Genomic DNA, 17,755 nt, shown 5'->3' on the forward strand with positions numbered 1-17,755 from the left:
CTCGTAACAAGCTGGTGCGTAGTCCGCAGTACGACGGACGGGTGGCACGCGAGTGCGACGGTGGTCGGCGCATGCGCAAGACGCGTTTCGGTCGCTCTCGGTGCGGAGCCTCATCTTGGTCAGCGTCCGTGACGGTCGTGACGTTACCGCGCGCGGCCGTACCCCCCGGCACCGGCCTGTCTCCCCGGAGCGGACACCGTACGGTCACCCGTATTGCCGGGATGTGAAATCTCGCCACACTCGCGCCCGGACCCCAAACCGGGCACCACGACCCCTGGACGGCACCGCGAGCCGGGAGTTACCTGGCATACGTGGGAAGTGCGCGCGCACGGCACGGGGGCCACGCAACCGGGCACAGCGGCGAACTGTCGGCGGATTGGGGCGCTTACCTATGACACCTACGCTCGTGCGGAAGCACCGGTCTCACGCGGATTCCGCACCCCGCGTGGACCCGTGCGCACGCGCGCGTGACTGGTCGGAGATCCAGGAGCGGATGCTGGTCCCGCTCTACGAAGCGGTCTACGAGCGGCTCGAAGTCGGCCCTGCCGGCAGACTGCTGGGCCTGCGCTGCGGCTCCGGACTCGCCCTGCTGATGGCGGCCTCCCGAGGGGCCGCGGTGACGGGCGTCGACTCCTCCCCGGAACGGCTCGCCCTCGCGCGTGAGCGGCTGCTGCCGGACGCCCCGCGCGGCGGACGGGGCGGTCGCGGCACGCGCGCGCGTACGGCCGCGAAGCTCGTCGAGGGCGCGCCCGGGGACGCGGCCGACGCGGAGACGGCCGCGTACACCCTGGTGACCGTCTTCGAGCCGGTCGGCTGCCTCGCGGGCGACTCCGAGGGGCTCGACGGGCAGCTGGCGGCCGCGGTGCCGCTGGCCGGGCGCGGAGCCGCCGTGGTGCTGGCCGGCTGGGGCCCGCCGGAGCGCTGCGCCACCTCCTCGGTGCTGCGTGTGGCCACGAAACTGGCCGATCCCCTGCGCAGCGCGCGCAGCTGGCGGCCGGCCCGGCGGGACGACCTGGAGGAGGTCGCCCAGCGGGCCGGGCTGCGGCCGGACGGCTCGGGCCGGGTCGCCTGCCCGTTCGGGTACGCCGACCTCGACAGCGCCGTGCGCGGGCTGCTCTCGACCGGCCTGTTCGACGCGGCGATCGCGGCGACCGACGCCAAGCAGGTCGACAAGGAGCTGACGGAGGCCCTGCATCCGCACCGGCGCCCGGACGGGACCGTATGGATGCCGAACGTCTTCCGCTACCTGATAGCCCGCGTGCCCTAAGGCCCGTCGCCGTTCTTGGTCAGGCGCGTGATCCCGGCGATCCGGTACGCGTCCGCCTCCTCCAGCGTCTCGTTCTCCAGCAGGGCCTGCGCGAGGGCGTCCAACTGGCCGCGGTGGTCGCGGAGTTTGCGGCACGCCTCCTCGTAGCACGCGTCCACGATCCGCCGCATCTCCGCGTCGATCACGTCGAGGGTCTGCGGGGCGGCCGACAATCCGTAGGCCTGCTGGGCGTCGCTCGGGAGGGCGGACAGCCGGCCGACGCGTTCGCTCATACCCCAGCGGGCCACCATCCCGCGCGCGATGTTGGTGACCTGTTCGAGGTCGTTCTCCGCACCCGTGGTGACGACCCCGTAGACGACCTCCTCCGCCGCCATGCCGCCCAGGGCGCCGATGATGCGGCCGCGCAGGTACTCCTCCGAGTGCGCGTACCGCTCCACCTCGGGCGTGGACATGGTCACGCCGAGCGCGCGGCCGCGCGGCACGATGGTGATCTTGCGGACCGGGTCGGCGCCGGGTTGCAGCATGCCGAGGAGGGCGTGACCGCTCTCGTGGTAGGCGGTGCGGCGGCGGTCCTCCTCCGGCATCACGAGGGTGCGCTCGGCACCGAGCTGGACCTTCTCCAGAGCTTCGGACAGGTCCGTCCGGGTCACCTGTTCCTGCTTGCGCTTGACCGCGAGCAGGGCGGCCTCGTTGGCGAGGTTGGCCAGATCCGCACCCGTCATGCCCGGCGTCACGCGCGCCAGGTGGGCCAGGTCCACGTCGGATCCGAGCGGCATCTCCCGGGTGTGGATCCCCAGGATCGCCTCGCGGCCCGCCCGGTCCGGCGGAGCCACGTTGACCACCCGGTCGAAGCGGCCGGGCCGGGTGAGCGCCGGGTCCAGGATGTCCGCGCGGTTCGTCGCGGCGATGACGATCACGCCCTCCCAGCCCGAGAAACCGTCCATCTCCGTGAGGATCTGGTTCAGGGTCTGTTCGCGCTCGTCGTGACCGCTCACCGAGGCGCCGCCGCCGCGTACCCGCCCGATCGTGTCGATCTCGTCGATGAAGATGATCGACGGCGCCACCTTGCGCGCCTCGCCGAACAGCTCGCGGACCCGGGACGCGCCGACGCCGACGATCATCTCGATGAACTCGGACGCCGAGGCGGAGAAGAACGGCACCCCGGCCTCCCCCGCGACCGCTCGTGCCAGCAGGGTCTTGCCCGTGCCGGGCGAGCCCGCGAGGAGCACGCCGCGCGGCAGCTTGGCGCCCATCCGGCGGTAGGTGTCGGGATGCTTGAGGAAGTCGACGACATCGTCCAGCTCGCCCTTGACCTCGTCGATGCCGGCCACGTCGGCGAACGTCGTGCGCCCGGTGCCGGGCTGGAGTTCGACCGGCTTGGGCGGTGCCTTGCGGCCGAACATGCCGCCGGGGCCGCCCATGCCCGCGCGGATCCGCCGGGCGAAGAAGATCCACACCGCGGCCAGGATGACGATGGGGATGAGCGAGAGCAGCAGGTTGGACAGGTAGCTGCGTTCCTGTACGACCGGTCGTGCCGTCACCGTGACGCCGTGGCTGCTCAGGTCCTGCCACAGCCTGTCGTCCGCGAAGGCGGGCCGCTGCGTCCGGAACTCCTTGTAGTCGCCGCCGCCCTCGGGGTTGGCGCGGGGGCTCTTGAGCCGGCCCTGGATCGCGTCGCCCTTGGAGTAGATCTCGGCGACGTTGCCGGCGCCGACCTCCTTGCTGAACTGCGTGTACGAGATCGTCGGCTCGTTGCCCTGGCCCAGGTAGTTCAGTCCGACGTAGGCCAGCACGAACACCATCACCGCGGTGGCGAACAGGCCCCACCATCTGCCGCCCCGCCACCCGCCGCCCCGCCGGGGCGGCTCGTCCGGTGTGCCCTCGGCGCGCCACGGCTGGTCAGGGGCTTTGCGGGGTGGCGCCGCATTGCTCATATCTGGACGTTACGACACGCAGCGGACCTCGGCATGCGCTGGGGGCGCCCCCTTCGGAAGGGAGCGCCCCCAGCGGACGTACGAGCGGGACTCAGCCCATGAACTTCTTGAACTCGTCCGGCAGCTCGAACTCCTGGCCGCCCTGCTGCGGCAGCCCGAAGGCGTTGCCGCCCTGCGCGGCCGCCTCGCGGCGCTGGGCCTCCTCCAGCTCCTGCTGCTTGCGCTTCATCGGGTTGCCCGAGCGCTGCTTGCCCTTGGCCTTCTTCGGCTGCTTCTTGGTCCGGCCGGGGCCGCCGCCCATGCCCGGGATCCCCGGCATGCCCGGCATGCCGCCGCCCTGGGCCATGCGGGACATCATCTTGCGGGCCTCGAAGAACCGCTCGACCAGGTTCTTCACGGCGCTGACCTCGACGCCCGAACCCTTGGCGATACGGGCGCGGCGGGACCCGTTGATGATCGTCGGGTCCTGGCGCTCGGACGGGGTCATCGACTTGATGATCGCGGCGGTGCGGTCGACGTCCCGCTCGTCCAGGTTGTTGATCTGGTCCTTGATCTGCCCCATGCCGGGCAGCATGCCGAGCAGCTTGCTGATGCTGCCCATCTTCCTGACCTGCTCCATCTGGGACAGGAAGTCGTCCAGGGTGAAGTCCTGGCCCTTCTTGGACGCCAGCTTGGAGGCCATCTTCTGGGCCTCTTCCTGGCTGAAGGTCTTCTCCGCCTGCTCGATCAGGGTGAGCAGGTCACCCATGTCGAGGATGCGGGAGGCCATCCGGTCCGGGTGGAACGCGTCGAACTCGTCCAGCTTCTCGCCGTTCGACGCGAACATGATCGGCTTGCCGGTGATCTGCCGGATGGACAGGGCCGCGCCACCGCGGGCGTCACCGTCGAGCTTGGAGAGGACCACGCCGTCGAAGCCGACGCCGTCGCGGAAGGCCTCGGCCGTGTTGACCGCGTCCTGACCGATCATCGCGTCGACGACGAAGAGGATCTCGTCCGGGGAGACGGCGTCGCGGATGTCCGCGGCCTGCTGCATCATCTCCTGGTCGATACCGAGACGGCCGGCGGTGTCCACGATCACGATGTCGTGGACCTTGGCCCGGGCGTGGTCGATGGAGTCCTTGGCGACCTTGACCGGGTCACCGACGCCGTTGCCCGGCTCCGGGGCGTAGACGGCGACACCGGCGCGCTCGGCGACGACGCTCAGCTGGTTGACGGCGTTCGGGCGCTGGAGGTCGGCGGCGACCAGCAGCGGGGAGTGGCCCTGTTCCTTCAGCCAGCGGGCGAGCTTGCCCGCGAGGGTGGTCTTACCGGCACCCTGAAGACCCGCGAGCATGATCACGGTGGGGGGCTGCTTGGCGAAGCGGAGCCGCCGGGTCTCGCCACCGAGGATGGTGATCAGTTCATCGTTGACGATCTTGAGGACCTGCTGCGCCGGGTTGAGGGCCTTGGAGACCTCGGCGCCGAGCGCGCGCTCCTTGACGTTCTTGATGAACGTGCGGACGACCGGCAGGGCCACGTCGGCCTCGAGGAGCGCGATACGGATCTCGCGCGCCGTGGCGTCGATGTCCGCCTCGGAGAGCCGTCCCTTGCCGCGCAGGTTCTTGAAAGTCGCTGACAGGCGATCGGAGAGAGTGTCGAACACGGCGCTCGCGGTCCTCGGGGTCGGTGACGGTCTTCTGGGAATCGCCCTCCAGGGTATCCCGGCGTCGAAGTGGCCGGGGCAGGGTCACCCGCGCAGTGTCTCCTCCAGCACTCTGGCCGTCGACGCGGCGTCCCCCGCCGGCAGCGGCGCACCGGCACCGGTCGTGACGTAGAAGGCGTCGACCGCGTTCGAACCGAGCGTGCTGACGTGCATGCTGCGCACCTGCACTCCCGCCTTCTCCAGCGCCATCCCGATGCGGTACAGCAGGCCCGGGGCGTCCTGGGCGCGGACCTCGATCACCGTGGCGTGGTGGGAGGCCGCCGGGGCGACCGTGACCCGGGGCGGCGGGGCGACCCAGCCGCGCCGGCGGGGGTAGGCCGCGTCCCGCTCGGCGAGGCGGCCCGCGACGTCCAGGGAGCCGTCCAGCGCGCGGACGAGGTCGGCGCGCAGGCGGGCCGCCTGGGGCAGGGAGCCGTACTCGGCGGCGACCCGCCAGTTCAGGAGCAGGACCGAGCCGTCGTCGACGTCGTCGGGCAGGTTCAGGACACGCAGCTCCGCGGTGCGGACGGTGAGGCGGTGCACGGCGAGGACACCGGCGACCGCCGGCAGCACGCCGGGCTGGTCGGGTACGGCGATGAGCAGCTCGACGCCGAGGGGTTCCGGTCCTCCCGCGGGCTCCGCGTCGGGGACCGGCTCGGTCTGCGCGCGCAGGGCGAGGACCGGACCGCCGGTGCGGAAGGCCTCGATGGCGAGGCGCTCCTGCTCGGCCGTCGGCGCGCCGGGCTCGGGCTCGTCGGGGGCGTCTCCGGCGAGCACGGCGGAGACGCGCCGTACCAGGTCGGCGACGAGTGAGCCGCGCCAGGAGGACCAGGCCGCCGGGCCGGTCGCGAGCGCGTCGGCCTCCGTCAGGGCGTGCAGCAGCTCCAGCGTGCTCTGGGAGCCGACCGCCTCGGCGACCGAACGGACGGTGGCCGGGTCGTCCAGGTCGCGCCGGGTGGCCGTCTCGATCAGCAGCAGGTGGTGCCGTACGAGGGTCGAGAGCACGCCGACGTCGGCGCGGTCGAAGCCGATCCGCGCTGCCACGTCCTTGGCGATGATCTCGCCGGCCACGGAGTGGTCGCCGGGCCAGCCCTTGCCGATGTCGTGCAGCAGGGCTGAGACGAGGAGCAGGTCGGGGCGGCTGACCCGGCGGGTCAGCTCGGAGGCGCGGACCGCCGTCTCGATCAGGTGCCGGTCGACGGTCCAGAGGTGGACGGCGTTGCGCTGCGGGCGGCAGCGGACCCGTTCCCAGTCGGGCAGGAGGCGGCTGATCAGGCCTTCCGCCTCCAGGGCCTCCCAGACGTCGATGGTCGGGCGGCCGGAGCCGAGGAGGGTCACCAGCTGCTCGCGCGCCTCGGCGGGCCAGGGCGTGGGCAGTGGGCGCGCGGTGGTGGCCATGCGGCGTACGGCGTGCAGGGAGAGCGGAAGACCGGCCTGCGCGGCGGCGGCCGCGGCGCGCAGCGGGAGTACGGGGTCACGCTCGGGGCGCGCGGCGCGCGCGAGCACCACTTCCCCGTCCTGCTCCACCACGCCCTCGGCGAGCGGGGAGCGTTCGGCGACCGGCTTGCCGCCGCCCAGCATGGCGCGCAGGCGAGGGCGGACGGCGCGCGAACGCAGCACGCGCCCCACCTCTCGCCAGGTGACGTCGCTGGCGTACGAGATCACCCGAGCCGCCTCGTACACCTGCCGCAGCAGGGTGTCGGCGTCCAGCAGGCCCAGCTCGGCCGCGACCTGGTCCTGTTCCTGAAGGGCCAGGCGGTCGGTCGCGCGGCCGGTGGCCAGATGGAGCGCGTCGCGGACGTCGAGCAGGCGCCGACGGGCGTCCGCGAGGCCTTCGCGCGGGGCGTCGGCCAGCCAGGAGGCGGCCACGGCGCGCAGGGCGGTGGCGTCCCTGAGGCCGCCGCGGGCTTCCTTGAGGTCGGGTTCCAGGAGGTACTGCAGCTCGCCCTGGCGTTCGGCGCGCTCGACGCAGAGTTCCTGGAGTTCGGGCAGGCGCTTGGGCGCCTGGTTGCGCCAGTCGGCCAGCACGGCCGTGCGCAGTCCGGCGGTCAGGCCCAGGTCGCCGGCGAGATGGCGGGCGTCCAGGAGGCCGAGGTGGACTTTCAGGTCCTCCCCGGCGGTCTTGCGGGCCTCCGCCGGGGTGCGCACGGAGTGGTCGAGGGCGAGGCCGAGGTCCCAGACGGGGTACCAGAGGCGGTCGGCCAGGGCGGCGACCGCGCCGGGGTCGGAGCCGTCGTGCAGCAGCAGGAGGTCGAGGTCGCTGCGCGGTGACAGCTCACCGCGGCCGTAGCCGCCGACGGCGACCAGGGAGACACCCTTGACGCCTTCGGCCGCCGGGGTGAACAGGCCGGCGAGCCAGTCGTCGGTCAGTTCGGCGAGGGCGGCACGGCGCGGCGGCCCGGACCGCGCCCCCTCCGAGAGGAGGCGCAGCCGGGCCGCCGCGTAGCCGCTGGGTCCCGAGTCATCCGCTTCTTTCCGCACATCCGTACGCGTCACCCAGCGACTCCTGTTCTTCCGGTTGTCAGAGCGCGTCCGGGCCGCGCTCGCCGGTGCGGACCCGTACGGCCGTCTCGACCGGCAGGGACCAGACCTTGCCGTCACCGATCTTGCCGGTGCGGGCCGCCTTGACGACGACCTCGATCAGCTGCTCGGCGTCGTCGTCCTCCGCCAGCACCTCGATACGGATCTTGGGGACCAGGTCGACGGTGTACTCGGCACCGCGGTAGACCTCGGTGTGGCCCCGCTGCCGACCGTAACCGCTGGCCTCGGTGACCGTCAGCCCGTGGACGCCGAAGGCCTGAAGGGCCTCCTTGATCTCGTCCAGCCGGTGGGGCTTGACGACGGCGGTGATGAGCTTCATGCGTCCACCTTCTTGTTCTGCGTGGCGGCCAGGGCCGGGGCGGCCGCGGCGGAGCCGATGACACCGCCGCCGGCGCCGCTGAAGTCGTATGCGGTCTCGGCGTGCTCGGCCTGGTCGATGCCCGACACCTCTTCGTCCTCGGTGACGCGCATCCCGATGGTCTTGTCGAGCAGGAAGGCGAGGACCGCGGAGACGATCAGGGAGTAGGCGAGGACGGCGAAGACACCGGCGCACTGCTTCCACAGCTGGTCGAAGGAGTGGTCGCCGTAGAAGACACCCGTCGCGGTCGACTGGCCCTTTCCGGTGGCGAGGAAGCCGATGAGCAGGGAGCCGATGATGCCGCCGACCATGTGGACGCCGACGACGTCGAGCGAGTCGTCGTAGCCGAACTTGAACTTCAGGCCCACGGCCGCGGCGCAGGCGACACCGGCGATGGCGCCGACGGCGATCGCGCCGAGCGGGGAGACCGCGCCGCCGGACGGGGTGATGGCGACCAGGCCGGCGACCGCGCCGGAGGCGGCGCCGAGCGTGGTGAACGCGCCGTGCCGGATCTTCTCGTAGGCGAGCCAGGCCAGCATGGCGGCGGCCGTCGCGACCTGCGTGTTGACGAACATCAGCGCGCCGACGCCGTCGTCGTTGCCGAGCCACGAGCCGGCGTTGAAGCCGAACCAGCCGAACCACAGCAGGCCGGCGCCGAGCATGACCCACGGAAGGCTGTGCGGGCGCATCGGGTCCTTCTTGAAGCCGACACGCTTGCCGATGACGAGGATGACACCGAGGGCGGCCGCACCGGCGTTGATGTGGACCGCGGTACCACCGGCGAAGTCGATCACGCCGAGCTTGAAGGCCCAGCCGTCGGCGCCCCAGACCCAGTGCGCGACCGGGACGTAGACGATCGTGGCCCACAGGGCGATGAAGAGCGACCACGCGGAGAACTTCACGCGGTCCGCGAGGGCGCCGCTTATCAGGGCGGGCGTGATGATCGCGAACATCAGCTGGAAGACCATGAAGACGAACACCGGAATGGTGTAGCCGTCCCACAGCTCCGTCAGCCCGATGTCGCTGAGCCCGAACCAGTCGGGGTTCCAGCCGATGAGGCTGTTGTGCGTGCCGAAGGCGAGGGAGAAGCCGTAGAGCACCCAGAGGATGGTGACGATGCCCATGCTGATGAAACTCATCATGAGCATGTTGAGGGTGCTCTTGACGCGGACCATACCTCCGTAGAAGAAGGCGAGGCCCGGGGTCATGAGCAGCACCAGGGCGGAACAGATGAGCATGAAGCCTGTGTTCGCGGAGGACAGCTTGGGTGCCTCCGCGGCAAGCGTGATGGCTGGTGCCATCGGCGTCTCCTCGTCGATTGGTACGGCCCCGTGCGGGCGGTGCCTGAGCGGTCCGGTCGGGTGAGGGGTGGGCCGGTTATGCGCCATGAGATTGGCGCAGCGCGGTTTCGGTGGAAGCCCCTCGTTGTTTCGCCGGGGTGACGAAGACGCCCTGCGTGTTACGCGTCGATGAAGTGCGAGATACCGGGCCGCGGCATCGTTATCGTGGCGCAACCTTCTCCGCCGGCCGCTCACGCGATCGCCCGGCGAGAAACAGGCCGGCCGCGGCGGGCCTCTCCGATGACCTGGCGCGGGGGAGCCGAGTCGGGCAGTTCGGGAGGACCGGCCGCGGCCGGGGCATGGGTGGCTGGGGGCGGGTCAGACCGCCTCGGCGGTCTCGGGCAGGTCGACGGCGAGCTGGTCGGTGAGGTCGACGACGGCCGTGAGATCGCCGAAGTCGCGGACGGCCGTGTCGACCGTCTTTCGAATACGAGTGTTCACCCGCTCGGAGCGGACCTTCTTGGCGGTCTCCATGGCCCGCGAGGCGTATTCCGTGCTGTGCTCGGGCTCGCGCTGCAGCAGATGCACGGTGGCCATGCCGATCAGGTTGAGCGCGTAGGACCGCTGGTGCTCGAAGTCCTCGGCGAACAGCTCCACCGCCCGCCGCATGAGCGGCTCGGCGAGGGAGGCGTAGGTGGGGCTGCGGCCGGCGACATAGGCGAGGTCGCGGAAGGAGTGGGAGTTCTCGCCGTACAGCTCGGCCTCGGAGAAGAAGCGGATCCAGTCGGGATCCGGCTCGTCCCACTCGTCGGCCTCGGCGAAGGTGTCCTCGGCCATGCGGACCGCGCGCTTGGTCTTGCCGGGCTGGCCCATGTTGGCGTACGCGCGGGCCTCCATCGCATACAGCATGGACTGGGTGCGCGGGCTCGCGCAGTCGCGGCTGCCGTACTGGGCGAGGTGGATCAGCTCCAGCGCGTCGTCGGGCCGGCCGAGGTGGATCATCTGGCGGCTCATGCTGGAGAGGATGTAGGAGCCGAGCGGCTTGTCGCCGGCCTCCTTGGCCGCGTGCAGGGCGAGGACGAAGTACTTCTGCGCGGTGGGCTGCAGCCCGACGTCGTACGACATCCAGCCGGCCAGTTCGGCGAGTTCGGCGGCGACCTTGAAGAGCTTGCGGGTGGTGGACTCGGGCTGGGGTTCCTGGAGGAGGTCGGTGACCTCGTGCAGCTGGCCGACGACCGCCTTGCGGCGCAGACCGCCGCCGCACTGGGCGTCCCACTGCCGGAACATGCGCGTGGTGGACTCCAGCAGGTCCAGCTCGGGCTTGGAGAGCCGGCCCGGCCTGCGGGAGTCGAGGGCGGGATCCGGGTCGGGCGGGAGCGTGGAGGTGGGTGCGGGGACGAGCCAGCGCTGCATGGGCTCGATGAGGGAGGGGCCCGCGGACAGCGCGAGCGAGGTACCGAGGAAGCCGCGGCGGGCGAGCATCAGGTCGCTGCGCGAGAACTCGCCGAGCAGGGCGACCGTCTGCGGGCCCGTCCAGGGCAGGTCGACGCCGGACGCGGAGGGTGACTGACGGGCGGCGCGCAGGCCGAGGTCCTCGATGGAGACCACACAGCCGAAGCGCTCGGAGAACAGCTCCGAGAGGATGCGCGGGATCGGCTCGCGCGGGTTCTCCCCGTCCAGCCAGCGCCGTACGCGCGAGGTGTCGGTGGAGATGTGGTTGGCCCCCAACTGGCGTGCCCGGCGGTTCACTTGACGGGCCAGCTCGCCCTTGGACCAGCCGCTGCGCACGAACCACGAGCCGAGCAGCTCGTTGGGGCGCTTGTCAGCGTTCGTCCCGCCACCGCCGTTGCCGCCCACTGGAACGCCCCCATCCCTGAGACCACTTGTCGCCGAGTGCGCCAAGCCCTATCAGAATGCCGGTAAATACGGCTTCCCGTCCGCCGGTTCTCACCCTTCGAACGAGCCGACGACTTGCCTCCGGCATACCCGCAAGTGCATGTGCCCTCAGGACCCGCACACTCACAGTAATCCTACGATCACCGCTCCAGCCACGGGGATCCCGGAAACGCCACCATTCGCCACCCCTTCGAATGAACTCACGGTCGCCCACACGCGATTCACTTGACACAAGACGTCAGGAAAGTGGGCGGAGTGACGCACGCAGGGGCGCCCGCCCCCCGGCGCGCCACCCGATGCGCTTCGATGCGCTGCCTTGGCCTCGCGGCACCGTGGGCAGTCGGAGCCGTAGCGTTACGTTCCGCTTCCGTCTCGTTCCGTGTCGTAACCACCGGCGCGCAGGACCCGTTGGAGGGGGCATGGGCTTCACGATCGGCGGCATTCGCGAGATCCGTTCCGGCACACGTCGGCGCGGCCGTTCGTCGGACTGCACCGCCGTCGCCGAGTTCACCGGGCTGTGGGGCTGGGACGTGGTCCCGGGGGCACGGGCCGCCGCGGGCGCCTGCTCGTGCGGACACGCCGGCTGCCCGGCGCCGGGCGCCCACCCGCTGGACTTCGCACCCCGGCTGCCGGCCGGGGCCACGCTGGACGAGGTGACCCGGGCCTGGTCCGAGTTCCCGGGCGCCGCGGTGATGCTGCCGGTCGGCCGGGCCTTCGACGTCATCGAGGTCTCCGAGGCCGCCGGGCGCCGCGCCCTGGTCCGCCTGGAGCGGATGGGCCTCCCCCTCGGCCCGGTGACCGCGACCCCGGACGGCCGCGCCCACTTCTTCGTGGCGCCCGGCGCCGGCGCCGAACTCCCCCGGCTGCTCTACCGCACGGGCTGGGACGACCCGTCCGCGCTGGACCTGCACGGCCTCGGCGCGGGTACGTACATCACCGCCCCGCCCTCCGACCGGGGCGGCCTCGGGCCGGTGCGCTGGCTGCGCCCACCCGCGCTGGACTCGGCGACGAAGCCTCCGGCGGCGCGGCTGCTGCTCGGGACGCTGGCGTACGTCGCCCATCGCTCGCGCACCTGATCCGCGCGCAAAGAGCCGGCGCCCGCCCCCGACAGGATCTGGGGGGCGGGCGCCGCTCGTGAGCACCTGGGGACGTTCCCGGGTGCCGAAGCACCTCCGGCGATCCGGAGGTGGTCAGTCACCGATGAGGGCGTCCACGAAGGCCTCCGGCTCGAACGGCGCGAGATCGTCCGCGCCCTCGCCGAGCCCGACCAGCTTGACCGGCACGCCCAGCTCGCGCTGGACCGCGACGACGATGCCGCCCTTGGCCGTACCGTCCAGCTTGGTCAGCACGATGCCGGTGATGTCCACGACCTCGGCGAACACGCGGGCCTGCACCAGGCCGTTCTGGCCGGTGGTGGCGTCCAGGACGAGCAGCACCTCGTCCAGCGGCGCGTGCTTCTCGACGACGCGCTTGACCTTGCCCAGCTCGTCCATGAGGCCGGTCTTGGTGTGCAGACGGCCTGCGGTGTCGATGAGGACGACATCGGTCCCCATCTCCTTGCCCTCCTTGACCGCGTCGAAGGCGACGGAGGCGGGGTCGCCCGCCTCGGGCCCGCGCACGGTGTGGGCGCCGACGCGCTCGCCCCAGGTCTGCAGCTGGTCGGCGGCGGCGGCACGGAAGGTGTCGGCGGCGCCGAGCACGACGGTGCGGCCGTCGGCGACCAGCACCCGGGCGAGCTTGCCGGTGGTGGTGGTCTTCCCGGTGCCGTTGACGCCGACGACCATCACGATGCCGGGCTTGCGGTCCTCCGGTTCGGTCTTCACGGAGCGGTCGACATCGGTGCCGACCAGCTTGAGCAGCTCGTCGCGCAGCAGGCCGCGCAGCTCGTCCGGGGTGCGGGTGCCGAGCACCTTCACGCGCTCGCGCAGGCGCTCGACCAGTTCCTGGGTGGGCTGTACGCCGACGTCGGCGGTGAGCAGCGTGTCCTCGATCTCCTCCCAGGTGTCCTCGTCGAGGTGCTCGCGGGAGAGCAGCGTGAGCAGGCCCTGACCCAGGGCGTTCTGCGAGCGCGACAGGCGGGCGCGCAGCCGGACCAGCCGGCCCGCGGTGGGCTCCGGGATCTCGATCTCGGGAGCCTCGACAAGAGGAGGCTCCTCTACGGCGACCGGTGCGGGGCCGCCTGGAAGATCCACCTCCTCGATCGTCCGGCGCGGTTCGTCGCGCGGCGTCTCGGCCTCGTCGCCGACGTGCGGCTCGGCCGGGGGCGCGGTGATGTCGGGCGCTGCGGGGGGCGGCGGGGGCAGCGACTTCCGGCGCCGGCTGCCGACGATGAGCCCGCCGAGCGCACCGAGCACGATCACGGCGATGACTACAGCAAGGATGACGGTTTCCATAACCCGTCCAGTATCGGCCATGGGTCACGGCGGAACCTGGTTTGTGGCTTCCTCTGAGAGACAAACGCCACGTAAAGCAAGGAGTGGGAGCAAAGTACGATGGCAGGGACTCAGTTGACGCGCGTAGAGTCCCCCACGTCCCCCTGTCCCCCCATGTCTGGCACCTCTTTCATGAGCAAAACCGTCGAGACCGAAGGCGCTCTCGAGACCCGAGGCATCGAACAGGTCCCCGACCACGAGCGCACCGCGAAGACCCGTGAGCTGTTCCCCACCTGGGTCGGCGCGAACATCAGCGTGCTGCTGCTGACGATGGGCGCGAGCCTCGTCGTGGCGTACCACCTGAACATCTGGCAGGCACTCGTCGTCGCGGTGGCCGCGCCGATCGTGTCGTACGGCCTGGTCGGGCTGATCGGTATCGCCGGCAAGCGGGGCGGAGCGCCCGGCATGGCGCTGTCGCGTGCGGTCTTCGGTCAGCGGGGCAACCTGCTGCCGGGTTCGCTGATCTGGGTGGCCCGCTGGGGCTGGGAGACGATCAACGCGGTGACCGGCGCCTACGCGATGCTCACCATCCTGGACATCCTGTTCGGCATCAGGGCGAACAGCGTGCTGGACATGGTGACGCTGCTGCTGTTCGTCGTCGCGACGTTCGCGATCTCCGGGCTCGGCATCAACGCCGTGCAGAAGTGCAACAAGTACGCGACCTACCTCTTCGGTGTCTTCTCGGTGCTGGTCCTGGCCTACCTGGTGGCGAACACCGACTGGTCGAAGGTGATGGACCACGGCGCCGGCTCCACCGCCTCGGTGATCACCGGTGTCGGGATGATCGCGGCCGGCGGTGTCAGCTGGATCCCGTCCGCCCCGGACTTCACCCGGTACCTGCCGCGCACGGCCTCCTCGAAGGCGATCGTCGGCACGGCGGTGGGCGGCGCCGGTGTCGTCGTCCTGCCGATGGTGCTGATGGGCGCGGTGATGGCGGTGTCCACGCCGGACCTGGCCTCGGCGACCGACCCGGTGTCCTTCCTCGGCGAGATCCTGCCGACGTGGATCGCGGTGCCGTACCTGTGCATCGCGCTGATCGGCATGCTGCTGATCAACTCGATGTCGATGTACTCGGCCGGGTTCACCGCGCAGACCCTCGGCTTCAAGGTGCCCCGGCACTGGGCGGTCTCGGTCAACGCCGTGATCTCGCTGATCTTCGGCGGGGTACTGATGCTGGTGGCGACGAGTTTCATGGGCTCGTTCATCGCCTTCCTGTCCCTGCTGGCGGTCGCCTTCTCCGCCTGGGTCGGCGTCTTCGGCGCGGACATGCTGCGCCGCACGGAGTACGACGGCCGGGCCATGGCCGACACCACCCGCACCAGCGCCTACTGGTACCGGGGCGGCTTCTCCCCCGCGGCCGTGGCCGCCTGGGCGATCGGCCTGCTGGGGGGCCTGATGTTCACCACCTCGGACTGGTTCACCGGCCCGCTCGCCAAGAACAACGTCATCGGCGAGTACGGCCTCGGCTGGGTCGCGACGATCGTGATCTCGGGCCTGCTGTACCTGGTGCTGCCGAAGCCGGCGGTGACGGCCCCGGCGCGGACGGCCGCGATCGCCGAGACCGCCGAGGCCCCCGAGACCGTCAGCGCCTGACGGGCTTCCCGCGCGCCGCCCCACCCATAGCCATCTGACGGCTCGTCAGCTACCGTCCCCCTCCACCGCATCGCACCGGAGGGGGACTTCCCATGCCCGTCACGGTCGTACGTTTCAATCTCGTCGCGCCCGGCGCCACCCCCGCCTCCCTCGCCGTCCGCTACCGGGCCGCCCTGGAGATGGCGGCGTACGCGGACGGGCACGGGATCTCCACCGTGCAGACCGAGGAGCACCACGGCGCGGACGACAACTGGCTGCCCTCGCCGTTCGCCTTCGCGGGCGCGGTGTTCGGGGCCACCCGGCGGATCGCGGTGACGGTGTCGGCGGCGATCGGTCCGCTGCACGACCCGCTGCGGCTGGCCGAGGACATCGCCGTGCTGGACCTGCTCAGCGGGGGGCGGCTGGTGACCGTGGCCGGGATCGGTTACCGGCCCGAGGAGTACGCCCTGTTCGGCGTCGACTGGAAGGGGCGCGGCCGGCTCCAGGACGAGCTGCTGGAGACGCTGCTGAAGGCGTGGTCCGGCGCGGAGTTCGCATACCGGGGCCGCAGGGTACGGCTCACCCCGCGGCCGTTCACCGATCCGCACCCCCTGCTGCTGGTCGGCGGGTCCTCCAGGGCCGCCGCCCGCCGGGCCGCCCGGCTGGGGCTGCCGTTCTTCCCGAGCGCGCATCTGCCGGAGCTGGAGGCGTACTACAAGGAGAAGCTCACCGAGTACGGCACCGAGGGCTGGACGATGATGCCGGCCGCCGAGACCCCGCTCCTCCACCTGGCAGAGGACCCGGACCGGGCGTGGGCCCGGTACGGGGAGCACTTCCTGCACGAGGCGCGGACGTACGCCTCCTGGCAGTCGGCCCAGATCCGCTCGGCGGTGAAGTCGGCGGCCACGACGATGGAGGAACTGCGCGCGGAGGGCGTGTACCGCGTCCTCACCCCTGAGGAGTGTCTGGCGCAGAACCTGGACACTCTGGTGCTGCATCCCCTGGCGGGCGGGATGCCGGTGGAGGAGGGGTGGCGGAGCCTGAGGCTGTTCGCGGAGCGGGTGCTCCCCGCGCTCGGTGACTGACCCGGCGGGACGCCGCGTATGACACCGCCGCCCCCGGTCCGGGCAGTGGCCGGGCCGGGGGCGGCGGACGGTGCGAGGAGAGGGGCAGCGGGGACTTGGCCCTTCTCCTCGGGATCAGGGGCCTCGGTACGAGGCTCAGCCCATCTCCTCCAGCGCCTTGCCCTTCGTCTCCTTGACGAACTTGAGGACGAACGGGATGGAGAGCGCGGCGAAGACCGTGTAGATCACGTAGGTGCCGGAGAGGTTCCAGTCGGCCAGCGACGGGAAGCTCGCGGTGATGGCCCAGTTGGCGATCCACTGCGCGGCGGCGGCCACGCCCAGGGCGGCGGCACGGATCTTGTTCGGGAACATCTCGCCGAGCATGACCCAGACGACCACACCCCAGGAGAGGGCGAAGAAGAGGACGAACACGTGCGCGGCGATCAGGGCGACCCAGCCCTGGGTGGCGGGCAGCTTGCCGTCCACGAGGTCGTAGGAGAACGCCCAGGCCTCGAGCGCGAGGCCGACGGCCATACCGACGGAACCGATGAGCGCGAGCGGCCTGCGGCCGACGCGGTCCACGAAGATCATCGCGATCACGGTGCCGACGATGTTGATGATCGACGTCGTGAAGGAGTAGAAGAACGACTCCGAAGGGTCGACGCCGACCGACTGCCACAGCGTCGAGGAGTAGTAGAACGCGACGTTGATGCCGACGAACTGCTGGAAGACGGAGAGGCCGATACCGACCCAGACGATCGGCTTGAAGAAGAAGCCGCCGCCGAGCAGGTCCTTGAAGGTGGACTTGTGCTCGCTCTTCATCGCCAGCTCGATCTCGGCGACGCGGGCCTTCAGGTCGACGTCCTTGCCCTCGACCTCGGCGAGGATCTCACGGGCGCGCTCGTGCTTGCCGACGGAGATCAGGAAGCGCGGGGACTCGGGGATCGCGAAGGAGAGCAGGCCGTAGAGGACGGCCGGGACGACCATCACGCCGAGCATGACCTGCCAGGCCTCGAGGCCCATCAGCTTGCCGCGCTGGTCGCCGCCGGCGGCGTTGAGCAGGCCCCAGTTGACCAGCTGGGAGACGGCGATGCCGACGACGATCGCGGCCTGCTGGAAGGAGCCGAGACGGCCGCGGTAGGCGGGCGGGGCGACCTCGGCGATGTAGGCGGGGCCGATCACGGAGGCCATGCCGATGGCGAAGCCTCCGACGATGCGCCAGAAGGCGAGGTCCCACAGCGCGAACGGCAGCGCGGAGCCGACGGCGCTGATGGTGAAGAGGACGGCGGCGATCTGCATACAGCGGATGCGGCCGATCCGGTCGGCTATGCGGCCGGCCGTGGCGGCACCGATGGCACAGCCGATCAGGGCGATGGCGATGACCTGCGCGAGGGCCGCGGAGCCGATGTCGTAGCGGCCGCGGATGGCCTCGACGGCGCCGTTGATGACGGAGCTGTCGTAGCCGAAGAGGAAACCGCCCATCGCGGCGGCCGCCGCGATGAAGATGACGTGCCCGAGATGTTCGGGATGAGCCGTCCTGGTTCCTGACTGAGGTGCCTGCGCTGTGCTGGTCACGTGTATCTCCTCGGGCCACGGCAACGCTGCCGGTGGGGGTAAGCCCTACAGGTATCCAGTGGGGGACGCGATCACACCACTTACACCTGAAGGTAAAAGCAACGTTGCAGAGACTATGCCTTCAAGTTTCGAAGTCAATAGTTCAACGGCTGTGA

General features: G+C 71.1%; 12 protein-coding genes. 4 read left to right on the plus strand and 8 right to left on the minus strand.

All coding sequences use genetic code 11. From position 1 onward, the window contains the following. The first annotated feature begins 391 nt into the window (after nucleotides 1–391). Complete coding sequence (locus tag ACZ5CW_RS22525) at nucleotides 392–1,267, plus strand: class I SAM-dependent methyltransferase (protein ID WP_468604035.1); 876 nt, start codon at nucleotides 392–394, stop codon at nucleotides 1,265–1,267. On the opposite strand, the gene ftsH is transcribed toward ACZ5CW_RS22525, so the two are convergent. From ftsH to nsdA, 6 genes are all read right to left on the minus strand, one after another. Next, nucleotides 1,264–3,201, minus strand: coding sequence for an ATP-dependent zinc metalloprotease FtsH (gene ftsH, locus ACZ5CW_RS22530; RefSeq protein WP_468604037.1), 1,938 nt, complete (start codon nucleotides 3,199–3,201; stop codon nucleotides 1,264–1,266). The two genes, ACZ5CW_RS22525 and ftsH, sit on opposite strands and share 4 nt — an antisense overlap. Nucleotides 3,202–3,292: 91 nt before the next feature. Next, nucleotides 3,293–4,843 (minus strand): signal recognition particle protein, encoded by a 1,551-nt coding sequence (ffh, locus tag ACZ5CW_RS22535; protein ID WP_468604039.1) that lies wholly within the window; start codon nucleotides 4,841–4,843, stop codon nucleotides 3,293–3,295. Nucleotides 4,844–4,927: 84 nt separating this feature from the next. Continuing rightward, the gene (locus ACZ5CW_RS22540; RefSeq protein WP_468604041.1) at nucleotides 4,928–7,378 is read right to left on the minus strand and encodes a [protein-PII] uridylyltransferase; all 2,451 of its coding nucleotides are present in this window, start codon (nucleotides 7,376–7,378) and stop codon (nucleotides 4,928–4,930) included. Nucleotides 7,379–7,403: 25 nt separating this feature from the next. Next, entirely contained in the window at nucleotides 7,404–7,742 is a 339-nt protein-coding gene (locus ACZ5CW_RS22545; protein WP_039656487.1) for a P-II family nitrogen regulator, read from the minus strand. Then, nucleotides 7,739–9,082 carry an ammonium transporter gene (locus ACZ5CW_RS22550; RefSeq protein WP_468604044.1) on the minus strand — a complete coding sequence of 448 codons (1,344 nt, stop codon included), beginning with the start codon at nucleotides 9,080–9,082 and terminating at the stop codon, nucleotides 7,739–7,741. The genes ACZ5CW_RS22545 and ACZ5CW_RS22550 overlap by 4 nt, the downstream gene beginning before the upstream one ends. A 357-nt stretch (nucleotides 9,083–9,439) precedes the next feature. Then, on the minus strand, nucleotides 9,440–10,918 hold the full coding sequence (gene nsdA / locus ACZ5CW_RS22555; protein WP_468604046.1) for a transcriptional repressor NsdA: 1,479 nt from the start codon (nucleotides 10,916–10,918) through the stop codon (nucleotides 9,440–9,442). A gap of 458 nt (nucleotides 10,919–11,376) precedes the next feature. Here nsdA and ACZ5CW_RS22560 point away from each other — a divergent pair, with 458 nt between their 5' ends. After that, nucleotides 11,377–12,033, plus strand: a complete 657-nt coding sequence (locus ACZ5CW_RS22560) for a bifunctional DNA primase/polymerase (RefSeq protein WP_468604048.1) — start codon at nucleotides 11,377–11,379, stop codon at nucleotides 12,031–12,033. A 114-nt stretch (nucleotides 12,034–12,147) separates the two neighbouring features. Here ACZ5CW_RS22560 and ftsY read toward each other — a convergent pair whose 3' ends face one another. Further along, entirely contained in the window at nucleotides 12,148–13,350 is a 1,203-nt protein-coding gene (gene ftsY, locus ACZ5CW_RS22565; protein ID WP_468604050.1) for a signal recognition particle-docking protein FtsY, read from the minus strand. A gap of 171 nt (nucleotides 13,351–13,521) precedes the next feature. Between ftsY and ACZ5CW_RS22570 the strand changes: the two genes are divergently transcribed. Both ACZ5CW_RS22570 and ACZ5CW_RS22575 read left to right on the plus strand, forming a co-directional pair. After that, the gene (locus tag ACZ5CW_RS22570) at nucleotides 13,522–14,982 is read left to right on the plus strand and encodes a cytosine permease (RefSeq protein ID WP_468604052.1); all 1,461 of its coding nucleotides are present in this window, start codon (nucleotides 13,522–13,524) and stop codon (nucleotides 14,980–14,982) included. 92 nt (nucleotides 14,983–15,074) lie between these two features. Beyond that, nucleotides 15,075–16,046 carry an LLM class flavin-dependent oxidoreductase gene (locus ACZ5CW_RS22575; RefSeq protein WP_468604054.1) on the plus strand — a complete coding sequence of 324 codons (972 nt, stop codon included), beginning with the start codon at nucleotides 15,075–15,077 and terminating at the stop codon, nucleotides 16,044–16,046. 135 nt (nucleotides 16,047–16,181) lie between these two features. Here ACZ5CW_RS22575 and ACZ5CW_RS22580 read toward each other — a convergent pair whose 3' ends face one another. Beyond that, nucleotides 16,182–17,600, minus strand: a complete 1,419-nt coding sequence (locus ACZ5CW_RS22580; RefSeq protein WP_468604056.1) for a sugar porter family MFS transporter — start codon at nucleotides 17,598–17,600, stop codon at nucleotides 16,182–16,184. Nucleotides 17,601–17,755: the final 155 nt, after the last annotated feature.

The sequence above is a fragment of the Streptomyces sp. NPDC031379 genome, assembly GCF_055569615.1.